Origin of the sequence: Kribbella hippodromi, from assembly GCF_039531045.1 — a bacterium.
Classification (GTDB): domain Bacteria; phylum Actinomycetota; class Actinomycetes; order Propionibacteriales; family Kribbellaceae; genus Kribbella; species Kribbella hippodromi.
Genome location: NZ_BAAAPH010000012.1, coordinates 1 through 12,119, shown reverse-complemented (window position 1 = coordinate 12,119; position 12,119 = coordinate 1). Strand labels below are relative to the sequence as shown.

Here is a 12,119-nt window from a genome sequence, read left to right as displayed (position 1 = left end):
CCGGACGGGGCGATCGCCGTACGGCTCAGGTGGGTTGGACCAGTAGTTGCCGGACGAGGCGCGTTACGTAGCGGGTTTCGTCCGGTAGGTCGAACCAGGGCATGGCGACGCTGAGCTGTGCCCGGCCGTGCAGGGCGAGCCAGAGCTCGACGGACGTCTCGCGCACCTCGTCAGCCGGAGCGGCGGGCAGTACAGCGCCGACCGCGTCTATCAGCGGCTCAAAGGCGGCCCAGCCGATCTCCACCAGCTCCGGCGCAGGTGTACTCGGGGCGTCGGTACGGCGGTGCGCGTGGAACATCACCGCGTACTGGCCGACGTGCTCGCGTGCGTACGCGAGATAAGCAAGCGCCAACGCCCGCACGCGCTCCGACGGGTCCGCAATGTCAGCCGCGGCTGCGGTCAGTGCGTCCCGTAGCTCGGTGAAGAAGCGCTTCTTGACCGCTCGCAACAGCTCCGGCAGGTCGGTGAAGTGCAAGTAGAGCGCTGTCGGGCTGACGCCGGTGGCCGAGGTGACCGTACGCACCGACAGGCTGTCGAGGTCGTGCGTCTCCAGCAGCTCGGCCGTGGTCGCCACCAGAGCAGCACGCAGGTCCTCCCCCGACCCCCGGGGGCTCCGAGCACGACGATTGGCGACGGTCACGAGCTCGAGTCTAGGTGCTCCCCAACCCCCGGCCCCAACACATCCCGCGCACCCACCTCACCCCCCACGCACTTCACCACCCCACGCACTTCACCACCCCACGCACTTCACCACCCCACACACCTCACGACCCCACGGACCCACCACACCCCGGGCACTCGGCGCCGGCGGGCGCTGGGTTGGGTTCAGTCCTGGATTGCTTTGACGATGGCGATGTTGCGGGTCAGCCAGTCCTGGGGCAGGGACTCGTCGGTGCCGGCGTCTTCCAGCGTCCACAGCACGTTCAGCAGCTGCCGGACGATCACCCAGGCGCGCGCCCGGTCCTCGTCGAACCCCGCCGCGTCGATCGTGGTCCAGAACCGCTGCCGGATCGCGAACCGCAGGTCGTCCGCCCCAGCGACCTCGTCCCAGCGGTTCCAGATCAGCGGTGCGACCTCGAAGTGCGGGTCGCCGGAGAGCGGTTTCGGGTCGATCACCAGCCACGGCTCGCGTTCGGCGGCCAGCATGTTCTGGTAGTGCAGGTCGGTGTGGATCAGTCGCCCGTCGGTCGCCGGATCAGCGATGAAGTCCTCGGACAGGGAGATCGCCTGCTCGACGTACCGGTGCGGCACCGGGGCCGAGGCGGGCAGCTTGCGGAACCGTTCCACCCAGCGCTGCAGTTCCCCCGACAGCGTACGGAACTGCGGCCCGGCCTCGACGTGCAGCCGCTTGTAGGTAGCACCAACGAGCTCGCAGGCGTCCAGCGCATCGATCGTGGTCAGGTCCCGCGACTCCAACCGCTCCAGCAACAGCGCGTACCGCCGCGGGTCCGCACGCAACAAGTGCACCGCGCCGTTGCCGCCCCACATCCGCAGTGCGAGGTGTTCGGTCTCGGCTTCCCAGTGCGGGAACTGCACCTTCAGTACGGCGCGTTGGCCGTCACTCGTCAGCACCGGCACAACAAGTGCACAGTTCCCGTACGCCGGGGAGCCGTCTGTGCGCAACTCCCACTCGCCGAGCAGATCGCGCGTCAGCCGCGGCAGCCGCTCGATCCACTCCGCCCAGTCCGGCCCGCGCGACGCGACAACGAGCAGACCGGGCGGAATCTCGACCGGCACTACTTCTTGCCTGCCTTCTCTCCGCTGTCCGTGGTGCGGAGGGCGGCGATGAAGGCTTCCTGCGGGACCTCCACCCGGCCGACCATCTTCATCCGCTTCTTGCCTTCCTTCTGCTTCTCCAGCAGCTTCCGCTTCCGGGTGATGTCACCGCCGTAGCACTTGGCGAGGACGTCCTTGCGGATCGCGCGGATGGTCTCGCGGGCGATCACCCGGGACCCGATCGCGGCCTGGATCGGCACCTCGAACTGCTGCCGCGGGATCAGTTCCTTCAGCTTGCCGGCCAGCGCGACCCCGTACCCGTACGCGCTGTCGCGGTGCACGATCGCGGAGAACGCGTCCACCGTCTCGCCGTGCAGCAGGATGTCGACCTTGACCAGCTGCGCCGCCTGCTCGCCGGTGGGCTCGTAGTCGAGCGACGCGTACCCCTTGGTCTTCGACTTGAGCTGGTCGAAGAAGTCGAACACGATCTCGGCCAGCGGCAGCGTGTACCGCAGCTCGACCCGGTCCTCGGACAGGTAGTCCATGCCCTGCAGCTGACCGCGTTTGGTCTGGCAGAGCTCCATGATCGCGCCGATGTAGTCGCTCGGGCTCAGGATGGTCGCCTTCACGACCGGCTCGAACACCTCGTCGACCTTGCCGTCCGGAAACTCGCTCGGGTTGGTGACGACGTGCTCGGTGCCGTCCTCCATGACGAGCCGGTACACCACGTTCGGCGCGGTCGAGATCAGGTCCAGGTTGAACTCGCGCTCGAGCCGCTCGCGGACGATCTCCATGTGCAGCAGCCCGAGGAAGCCACAGCGGAAGCCGAAGCCGAGCGCGCCGGAGGTCTCCGGCTCGTACTGCAGGGCGGCGTCGTTCAGTTGCAGCTTGTCCAGCGCGTCGCGCAGCGTCGGGTAGTCGTCGCCGTCGATCGGGTACAAACCGGCGTACACCATCGGCTGCGGGTGCTTGTAGCCGCCGAGCGCCTCGGTCGCGCCGTGCACGTTGGAGGTGACCGTGTCACCGACCCGGGACTGGCGGACGTCCTTCACCCCGGTGATCAGGTAGCCGACCTCGCCGACGCCGATGCTGGGCGTCTTGCTCGGCTCCGGCGAGATCACGCCGACCTCGAGCATCTCGTGGACCACGCCGGTCGACATCATCTTGATCCGGTCCCGGTGGGTCAGCTCGCCGTCGACCACTCGCACGTACGTGACCACGCCCCGGTAGGTGTCGTAAACCGAGTCGAAGATCAGTGCCCGCGGCGGCGCGTCCTTGACGCCCTTCGGCGGCTCGATCTGCGCGACGATCTCGCTCAGCAGCTCCTCGACGCCCTCGCCGGTCTTCGCGGACACCCGGAGTACGTCGGAGGCGTCGCAGCCGATGATGTTCGCGAGCTCCTCGGAGTACTTCTCCGGCTGCGCGCTCGGCAGGTCGATCTTGTTCAGCACCGGGATGATGTGCAGGTCCGCGTTGAGCGCCAGGTACAGGTTGGCGAGCGTCTGCGCCTCGATCCCCTGCGCGGCGTCGACCAGCAGCACGGCACCCTCGCACGCCTCCAGCGACCGCGACACCTCGTACGTGAAGTCGACGTGGCCGGGCGTGTCGATCATGTTCAGGATGTACGTGGTGCCGTCCGGGGCGAGCAGGCCGCCCGGAGTGTCCGGTCCGGGCGTGAACGGGAGCCGGACCGCCTGCGACTTGATCGTGATGCCGCGTTCACGCTCGATGTCCATCCGGTCCAGGTACTGCGCCCGCATCGAGCGGTCGTCGACCACCCCGGTGATCTGCAGCATCCGGTCGGCCAGCGTCGACTTGCCGTGGTCGATGTGGGCGATGATGCAGAAGTTCCGGATCAGCGACGGGTCGGTACGACCCGGCTGCGGCACGTTCGTGGGAACAGCGGGCACGGAGGGGATCCAGTTCGTCTCGGGTGATATCCGGTCAATCATCCCATGCGGGTCCAGCGGATTCGAAAATCAGTGGCGCTGGGCCGCTAGCGTGGTTTGGCATGGCGCATGCTGCGGGGGTCCGGTTGCCGTACGAGAAGCTGCCCGCTGCCGTACGGGCGTGGGTGGAGCGCGTACTCGGCTCCACCGTGATCTCCGCCACCACCCAGCAGGGCGGCTTCTCTCCCGGCGTCGCCGCCCGCCTGGTGACTGCCACGGGCCGCCGCGCCTTCGTGAAGGCAGTAGGTACGTCGCTGAACCCCAAGACGCCTGAGCTGTTCCGGCGCGAGATCACCGCGATGCAGAGCATGGGGCCGCTGCCGGTAGTACCTGTGCTGTACGACGTGTACGACGACAACGACTGGGTCGGGATGCTCTATGAGGACATCGACGGCCAACTGCCCGTACACCCCTGGGTACAGCCCGAGGCTGATCGGGTACTGGAGGCGGTGGCGGAGCTGACCGATGCCCTGGACCCCTCGCCTTGGCCGGATGCACCAGTAGTCGCGGTGCGGAGCCGGGAGTTCCTGAGCCGGTGGGAGAACGTGCTGGCGGACCAGCTCGACGTACCCGACTGGATGGCCGGCCGGGTGGAGGAGCTCGCGGCACTGGCTCGTACGGGGCTCCGGGCGCAGGCGGAGGGCAAAGCGCTTGCGCACTACGACCTGCGTGCGGACAACATCATCCTGACCGACGACCGGGTGGTGTTCATCGACTGGGCGCACCCGGGGCTGGCTGCACGCTGGACGGACACCGTGATCCTGCACGCGGACATGCGGGAGTCGGTACGGCTGCCTGCGCTACCGGATGACAAGGCGATCACGGGCTTCATCGCAGCTATCGCCGGCGGGCAGTGGTGGGGCTCCGCGCAGCCCGCGCCGCCCGGTCTGCCGACCATCCGCGCCTGGCAGCGCCAGTCCGCTCTGACTCACCTGGACTGGGTGCGCGAGAGACTGTCCTGACCAGAACGCAGCGTTCCCGGCGGACAGGCGTCTCTAAGGGTGTGACGAATCTAGTGGTGAGTATCGAGCGTCCTCACCAGGTAGAGGCCGCCGACGAGGCACGGGATGCCGTCTCGGCGCTCTACGGCCGGGAGTGGCGCGGTCTCGTGCGCCTGGCCGTCCTGGTGATCGACGACAGACAGACAGCCGAAGACATAGTCCAAGAGGCGTTCGCCCAGCTGTACCGGCGGTGGCCGCTGAAGGACTCCGGAAAAGCGCTCGGGTACCTGCGGACGACTGTGCTCAACGCGAGCCGGTCCGCGCTCCGGCGCCGCCGAGTGGCCCGCCTCTACACGCCTCCGCACCAGGCGCCACACGACTCCGCGGAGAGCACCGCGGTGCTCGGGGAAGAGCGCCTCCAGGTACGCGAGGCGCTACAGGGACTGCCCACCCGGTCCCGCGAGGTGCTCGTACTGCGCTACTACCTCGATCTCCCGTTCGAGGAGATCGCCGACCTCCTCGGCATCAGTGCATCCACCGCCAGGGCGACCGCGTCGCGCGGTCTCGCGGCTCTGACCAAGAAACTCGAGGACCACCGATGAACGACACAGAGACCCGCCTCCGCGACTACCTGCACACCAAGGCCGGCACCGTACCGGACTCCGCCCACGGCCCAGGCCTGGAGCTGGACAGCACCAGCACCTCCACCCGCCGCGGCTGGATGCCGATGGCACTGGCCGCGGCCGGCATCGCGGTAGTACTGACGATGGCCGTGCCGTTGCTGAGCAGCCTGACCAAGCACGACGAACCATCCGTGGCCGGTCTTCCGGCGATGGGACCGGTTTCGGACGGGGCGCCGCGCATCCCGTACGCGGTGACCGTGGAGAACAACCCGAACAACCCGTTGGACACCTGGTGGGCCGTGCTCCACGACGGCGGCAAGACGGTCCGGAACCCAGGGGTGAAGGGCGGGGTCCTGGCCCGGGTCGACGGCGGCTGGCTGGTCGACACCGGCTACCCCGACCCGAAGAAGTCGCAGGCCGCGGTGGTCTCGGCGGACGGCAAGGTCCGGCCGATCGGCCCGCTCGGCGCCGGCCCCGGCTGGGTCTCGCCCGACGGCCGGCAGGTCGCCGTGGCGCTCTCCACCTACGGCCAGCCGACCGGCCGCGTCGTGGTCATCGACGTCAAGAGCGGCAAGGAGACGTCGAGCATCACCGTCCGGACCCGGAACCTCGAGTTGTTCGGCTGGAACAAGGACGGCATCTGGATGAACGAGCACGGCCTGAACCCGGGTCCGGCGACCGTCTGGCGGCCCGGCTCGAAGGACACCCGCACGGTCAAGATCGACGAGCTGCAGCCGGACGTGGAACGCGGCACCGGCACCATCGCGATGTCGACCACCGCCGACGGCAAGAAGTTCTGCGCCAAAGCCGCCACGCTCGGCGCGAACGGACTCGAGGTGAAGCGCGAGTACTGCTACCAGCCCAAGACCTCGCGTTCGCCGTACCTGACGATGTCACCGGATGGCGCCACCATGGTCAGCAGCGCCGGGTTCGCCGTCGACGTTGCCAGCGGCAAGGTCACCGAGCTGAAGCTCCCGGCCAAGTCCACCTGGGCCGGCGCGGGGGTCTTCGAGGACCCGGACAACGTGGTCCTGGTCGACGACGCGAAGGCGGCGCAGAAGATCTTCCGCTGCAGCGTCGTGACCGGCGAATGCAAGCAGATCGCCGTCGGCAAGGCTGACGAGTCCATCGCGCTCGTCAAACCCTGATCGCTCCGATAAAGGGCTCAGCCCCCACACCTGATCGGGTGTGGGGGCTGAGTTGCTTGGTGGGTCAGCTGTCGACTCGGACGATGGTGGAGCCGGAGCCGTCGGCGCCGTCGGTGTAGTGGAGTTGGCCCAGGTAGCGGGTGCCGGCAGTCAGGCCGGACCAGGTGGCGGTTACTGCGACCTGTCCGGCTACCTGTACCGGCTGGCTGGCCGGTGTAGCGGTCAGGTTGCCTTGCGCGTTCTGGATCTGCCAGTGGTTCAGTTTGACCTGCTGCTGGTTCGCACCGGCGTACAGGTCGACGTACACGTCCACCTGACCACCTGCGGGCTGCGGCAGGTTCACCTCTTCCTCAGCGGAGCCGCCGGTGCTGCTACCGAGCAGAGTGGTCGTACCGGCCTTGTAGACGAACACATCCAGGTCAGTACCGGCCGGGTAGTCCGCATCGAAGGTGGAGAACCGCGCGTACGTCGTACCGGCCGGGACGTTCACGGTGAACTTGGCGACGTGGTCATTGGCCTTCGGGCTCGCCGTCGGGAACGCGACGCCGCCCGGGTTCTTCAGTGCGGCTTCGCCGACCGTTGCCGGGTTCAGCCCCAGTGCGGTGGTGTTGAGCGTACCGGCGTACCCGGCGGTGACCGGTACCTGCACCGAGCCACTCGTACCGGTTCCGTTGACCTGGACCGGCGCCTTCACCGTCAGCGGCTTGATCGCCAGCGTGCTGGCCACGGTGTGCTTCGCCGACTTCCACACCAGCCGGCCGAACGAGTACTGCTCCAGCGGAGCGCCGTTGTTCTCGAACGTCACCTTGTACGTCGTGCTGTGGCCCGGCATCGTGATCATCAGCTTCGGCGTCACGGTGACCTTCAGGCCCTTCAGCCCTTCCACCTTCGGGAAGTACACCTCCGGGGTCTTGCCGACGTTCGTCACGGTCCGGGTCACGGTCTGCTTGCCGGCCAGGTCCCCGATCGCGATCGTCGGGTAGTTCAGGTCACTCAGGTCGATCTTCCCGTTGGCGCACAGCTCATGCGTACTCGGCACCTGCCCCGAACCGCAGACGAACTTGGTCCAGTCGGTGTACGTGGAGTCGTACACGAGGCCCGGGTCCATCCCGTACTTCGGCTGGACCTGACCCGCGCCGTACCCGAACGGGGTGGCCGGCGAACCGGAGTCGTTCTGGATCGGCTTGCCGCTGGTGTCCTTGTCGGTCGCGGTCGTCATCAGCGCGGACTTGATCGCCATCGGTGACCAGGTCGGGTGCTTGCTCTTCAGTACGGCCGCGATACCGGCGATGTGCGGCGTCGACATCGACGTACCGCTCATGAACGCGTACTCGCCACCGGCCGCACTGAACGCGGTCGTCGCGGCCAGTACGTTCGTACCCGGCGCCATGATGTCCGGCTTGAGCAGGTCACCGTTGCCGGCCGGGGACGGTCCGCGGCTGGAGGAGCTCGCCACCTTCGGAGCGGTCACGCGGACCGGCGTACCCGGGCTGATCGTGGCCGTCGCGTTCGCGGTACCACCCACGTACGCCTTGACCTCCGCCGCCTTGGTGTCGTCGAGGTGGACGGTCGGGACCGAGTGCAGGTCGCTGTCCAGCGTGCCGGGCGTGATGTTCAGCAGGATCATGCCGACACCGCCCGCGTTCTTCACCTGCAGGCTCTTGTCGACGCGGGCGTTCCCACCGCGGTCGCAGACCACGATCTTGCCCTTGACCTTCGCCGGGTCGAGCATGCCCGCCTGGCAGAGCAGCAGGTTGGCCGGGTCGGCACCGGAAAGCCCGGCGTCCTTCGCGAGGATCACCGGCGTCTGCGGCGTACCGGAACCGATACCCGCGCCGACGTACGACTTGCCGTTGCCCAGCGTCACCGTGGTCTGCACGTCGCGGTCATGGGTGCCGTTGGCAACCGACATCACCCACGGGTACGTCTTGCCGACCGTCGCGTCACCGGGACCGGTGTTACCGGCGCTGGTCGCCACGAACACACCCGCCTTCGCCGCGCGCAGGAAAGCGAGACCAGTCGCGTTCACGTACGTCGAGCCGCTGCCGGAGATCGAGTAGTTGATGACGTCGACGCCATCCGACACCGCGGCGTCGATCGCGGCGACGATGTCTGCGTCCGTACCGCTGCCGCCGCCGGTCGCGTCGACCGCCCACAGCGCCTTGTAGATCGCCAGCCGGGCCTGCGGCGCCATGCCGGAGCCCTTGCCGTAGTCGCGACCCATCACGGTCATGTCGACGCCGTAGTTGCCGGCCGCCGTACTCGCGGTGTGCGTACCGTGGCCGCCGTAGTCACGCGGCGACTTGAACTCCTCGGGGATCGGGCGGTTGCCGATGCCCTTGTCGAAGTACCGCGCGCCGATCACCTTGTTGTTGCAGGTCACGGGCGCTTCCTCGCCGGCCTGGCAGGTGCCCTTCCACTTCTTCGCCACCAGCGCGTCGGACTGCTTACTGGTCTTGATCGGCGCGAAGCTCGGCCGCTCCGGCACGTACCCGGAATCGATCATGCCGATGATCACGCCGTCACCGGCCTTGTCGGTCCCGCCCGCCTGCTGCCAGGCGCCGCCCTTGCCGGACAGGCCGAGGAAGCGCGGGGTGTCGACGGTGTCGGCGTGCTCGATCTCGTTCGGCTCGACGCTCTTCACCCCGGAGGACTTCGCCAGCTTCACCGCGTCGTCGTACGACATCTCGGCGGAGAAACCGGCGTACGTGTAGCTGTAGTCGTACAGCTTCTTCACGCCGGGGACCTTGGTCAGCACCTGGTCGCGCTCACCGGCGAGGTGCTTCACATAGTCGACGACCGGCGCGGCGGTCTTCAGCAGCTTGCCGCCCGGCAGCACCTTCGTGGCGGCCAGACCGGCGATGTCGCCGTCGTACTCCGCCACCGGGGAGTCGTCGAGCTGCACGATGTACGAGCCGGTCTCCGAGCGCTTCACCTCGGGGTCGGCCGCCGGTGGCGGGGCGGTCTGGCTGGCACTGGCGGCGTTCACCAGCACCGGTACGCCGGCCATGGCGGCGATCAGCGCGGAGGCGACGACGATCGCCTGACGTTTGCGGGACACGGAGTTCCTCCAGGGCTTGGACGGAGCGATGGTGGAGCTGGGGTTCGCTTTTGGGGTCGCTTCGGGTTCGCTCGAGTGCGCCGGCGGGTGACCGGCGTCACGGGGCCCCGAGTATGCCGTCCGGGCGACAGTGCTGTCACGCTCAGCAGACCAGGCAACTGCCGACAGCAAGGGAAAACCCGATGCCCGACCTGACCGAGTCCATCACAGTGCAGTCGACCGCTGACGCACTGTATCGATTGGTCAGCGATCTACCCCGGATGCACGAATGGAGCCCCGAATGCACCAGGGTCACCTGGTCATCCGGATCAGCCGGGTTGCCCGGTGCATCCGGGTCGGCCGGCACGTCCGCGGGCGCCGGCGCGTCCGGGTCGGCCGGGGCGTCCGCGGGCGCCGGTGCTTCCGGGGCGGGTCCGGTGCCGGGGATGCGGTTCGTGGGGCACAACCGGGTTGGGATGGTCCGGTGGTTCACCTTCGGCAAGGTGGTGATCGCGGAGCCGGGGCGGCGCTTCACGTTCGACATCACCTTCGGGCCGGTCCCGATCTCGCGCTGGGACTACGAGTTCACCGACACCGAATCCGGTTGCCACCTCACCGAATCCTGGACCGACCACCGCCCCCGCGTACTCCGGCTGCTCTTCCGCCCGATCTTCGGCAACCGCACCCCGCGCAACGCCGACGGCATCCACACCACCCTCGTCCGGCTCAAATCCACCGCCGAAACACCCGCCACCCGCTGACCCGCCCCCACCGCCCGTACGCCCCAGCTGGAGTGAGTTTGGAGCTCGGGCCGCCTTGTTGGTAATCTGGTCCTTCGCGCGCCCACGGATGGTGCTTTGCCGTGCGCCGCAACACCTTCCGTATTGACCGCATACTCCTGATCGAGGCTCTGCTCCGTGGCGAACATCAAGTCCCAGATCAAGCGCAACCGCCAGAACGAGGCTGCGCGACTTCGCAACAAGTCGGTGAAGTCGACCCTCAAGACGGCTGTTCGCCGCTTTCACGAGGCCGTCGAGGCCGGCGAGGCCGACAAGGCCCAGGACACCGCCCGTAAGGCCGGCCGCCTGCTCGACAAGGCCGTCAGCAAGGGCGTAATCCACGCCAACCAGGCAGCCAACCGCAAGTCGGCCATCTTCAAGAAGGTCGCCTCGCTCTGACCTACCGGGGCTCACGCCCCGCAGGCGAACCCCACGATCGGCCGGTCCCCAGGACCGACCGATCGTTTTCGCATGCCTGCCCAACCCCCTCAGCTCCCCCGGGTGCATTTGAGAGGTGAACCTCACGGGTTGCCCGTTCACCCGCCGCATGCGACCCGCAAAGGGGCAAACCGAGAGGTTCACCTCTGAAATGACACGGCCGGTGGCCCGGAGCGCAGACGGTGGCGGGAGCGCGGGCGGTGGCGGGAGCGCGGCCGGTGGCCCGGAGCGCAGACGGTGGCCCGGAGCGCGGACGGTGACGGGAGCGCGGACGGTGGCGGGAGCGCGGGCGGTGGCGGGGAGGAGGTTGGGGGTGCCCCGTGGGCGGCGGTGGGTCAGCGGCGGCCGTGGGAGGCGGTTACTTTGAGGAGCATGCGTTCGAGGGCGTACCCGGCGTCGCCGGAGGCGCCTTTGACGTCGGCATCGGCCTGAGCAACGGCCTTGATGGCGGCAGCCAACCCACCGGGCGTCCACCCACGCGACTGCTGCTTCAGCTGCTTGAGTTTCCACGGCGGCACCCCGACCTCACGCGCCAGGTCCGCCTCCCGCATCCCACTCGGCGCGCTCGAGTACTTCGCCAACCCGCGCAATCCACCCGCCATCGCACTCGTCACCAGCACCGGCGCGACCCCACAGTCCAACGCCCAGCGCAGTTGCTCCAGCGCAGGCTCCGTACGCCCCGCGATCGCCGCGTCCGCGACCGCGAAACTCGTGACCTCCGCCCGACCGCCGAAGTACTGCCCGATCAGCGCGGTCGTCACAGCCTGACCGCCCGAATCCGACACCAACTGCGAACAAGCACCCGCCAACGCCCGCAGATCGTGCCCGACCGCGTCGACCAGCGCCGACGCCGCCCCTTCATCGACCGTACCGCCGTGCAACCGGATCTCCCCCGCCACGAACTGCGGCAGCTCCCACGTCTTCGGCGCGGTCGCGACGACCTCGTTGACCGATGCCTTCCGCAACTTGTCGAGTACGCCCTTGCCCTTCTGCCCACCGGAGTGCACGAGCACGACCAGTACGTCGTCCGACGACGCGCCCGCGTACTCGATCAGGTGCGGCGCCATCTCAGCCGGAAGGTTCTCCAGCGCCCGCACCACCAGTACGCGCTCGGTGGCGAACAACGACGGCCCGGTCAGCTCGGCGAACACACCCACGTCCAGCGCCGCCGCGTCGAGATCGGTCACCTCGACCTCGTCGGTCCCCTTGGACACCGCCGCGATCGCCGACCGGACGGCCCGATCCGCCAGAAACGACTCGGCCCCGGTCACCAGCAACACGTCACCAAGCTTCGGCGCAGAACCCCTACGAGCAGCCACCCACCCAGCATCCCACGCCACCCCGACATTCCCCGCACCCCCGCCGCCCGCCGCCCGCCGCCCGCCGCCCGCCGCCCGCCGCAGCGTGGGGTGTTGGGGGAGCCTTTCCCTGGGCGGATTCACGCGGTGGTTGCAACACCGGGTGGATTTGCTTGGTTGGACAGTA

General features: G+C 68.4%; 10 protein-coding genes. 5 read left to right on the top strand and 5 right to left on the bottom strand.

From position 1 onward, the window contains the following. Positions 1-25 precede the first annotated feature (25 nt). The 3 genes from ABD260_RS19210 to lepA all read right to left on the bottom strand — a co-directional run bounded on the left by ABD260_RS19210 (position 26) and on the right by lepA (position 3,626). The gene (locus ABD260_RS19210; RefSeq protein ID WP_344234970.1) at positions 26-640 is read right to left on the bottom strand and encodes a TetR/AcrR family transcriptional regulator; all 615 of its coding nucleotides are present in this window, start codon (positions 638-640) and stop codon (positions 26-28) included. Positions 641-825: 185 nt separating this feature from the next. Continuing rightward, positions 826-1,737 (bottom strand): aminoglycoside phosphotransferase family protein, encoded by a 912-nt coding sequence (locus tag ABD260_RS19205; protein WP_344234969.1) that lies wholly within the window; start codon positions 1,735-1,737, stop codon positions 826-828. Further along, on the bottom strand, positions 1,737-3,626 hold the full coding sequence (gene lepA, locus ABD260_RS19200; protein WP_344234968.1) for a translation elongation factor 4: 1,890 nt from the start codon (positions 3,624-3,626) through the stop codon (positions 1,737-1,739). The genes ABD260_RS19205 and lepA overlap by 1 nt, the downstream gene beginning before the upstream one ends. A 101-nt stretch (positions 3,627-3,727) precedes the next feature. Here lepA and ABD260_RS19195 point away from each other — a divergent pair, with 101 nt between their 5' ends. The 3 genes from ABD260_RS19195 to ABD260_RS19185 are packed head-to-tail and all read left to right on the top strand — an operon-like array spanning position 3,728 to position 6,377. Then, on the top strand, positions 3,728-4,627 hold the full coding sequence (locus tag ABD260_RS19195; RefSeq protein ID WP_344234967.1) for a phosphotransferase family protein: 900 nt from the start codon (positions 3,728-3,730) through the stop codon (positions 4,625-4,627). 41 nt (positions 4,628-4,668) lie between these two features. Then, the gene (locus ABD260_RS19190) at positions 4,669-5,208 is read left to right on the top strand and encodes a sigma-70 family RNA polymerase sigma factor (protein ID WP_344234966.1); all 540 of its coding nucleotides are present in this window, start codon (positions 4,669-4,671) and stop codon (positions 5,206-5,208) included. Beyond that, on the top strand, positions 5,205-6,377 hold the full coding sequence (locus ABD260_RS19185; RefSeq protein WP_344234965.1) for a hypothetical protein: 1,173 nt from the start codon (positions 5,205-5,207) through the stop codon (positions 6,375-6,377). Before ABD260_RS19190 ends, ABD260_RS19185 begins: the two co-directional genes overlap by 4 nt. A gap of 64 nt (positions 6,378-6,441) precedes the next feature. On the opposite strand, the gene ABD260_RS19180 is transcribed toward ABD260_RS19185, so the two are convergent. Then, positions 6,442-9,438, bottom strand: coding sequence for a S8 family serine peptidase (locus ABD260_RS19180; RefSeq protein WP_344234964.1), 2,997 nt, complete (start codon positions 9,436-9,438; stop codon positions 6,442-6,444). Between the two features lie 182 nt (positions 9,439-9,620). Here ABD260_RS19180 and ABD260_RS19175 point away from each other — a divergent pair, with 182 nt between their 5' ends. Then, positions 9,621-10,178, top strand: coding sequence for an SRPBCC family protein (locus ABD260_RS19175; RefSeq protein WP_344234963.1), 558 nt, complete (start codon positions 9,621-9,623; stop codon positions 10,176-10,178). Positions 10,179-10,334: 156 nt separating this feature from the next. Further along, positions 10,335-10,595 carry a 30S ribosomal protein S20 gene (gene rpsT, locus ABD260_RS19170; RefSeq protein WP_344234962.1) on the top strand — a complete coding sequence of 87 codons (261 nt, stop codon included), beginning with the start codon at positions 10,335-10,337 and terminating at the stop codon, positions 10,593-10,595. 374 nt (positions 10,596-10,969) lie between these two features. Here the strand turns inward: rpsT and holA are convergent, their stop codons facing one another. Continuing rightward, the gene (gene holA / locus ABD260_RS19165; RefSeq protein WP_344234961.1) at positions 10,970-11,953 is read right to left on the bottom strand and encodes a DNA polymerase III subunit delta; all 984 of its coding nucleotides are present in this window, start codon (positions 11,951-11,953) and stop codon (positions 10,970-10,972) included. Between the last annotated feature and the right edge of the window lie 166 nt (positions 11,954-12,119).

Excerpts from the sequence above, each read along its gene's own strand:
- ABD260_RS19195 (WP_344234967.1), top strand. The coding sequence starts at position 3,728 with ATGGCGCATGCTGCGGGGGTCCGGTTGCCGTACGAGAAGCTGCCCGCT.
- ABD260_RS19185 (WP_344234965.1), top strand. The coding sequence starts at position 5,205 with ATGAACGACACAGAGACCCGCCTCCGCGACTACCTGCACACCAAGGCC.
- ABD260_RS19175 (WP_344234963.1), top strand. The coding sequence starts at position 9,621 with ATGCCCGACCTGACCGAGTCCATCACAGTGCAGTCGACCGCTGACGCA.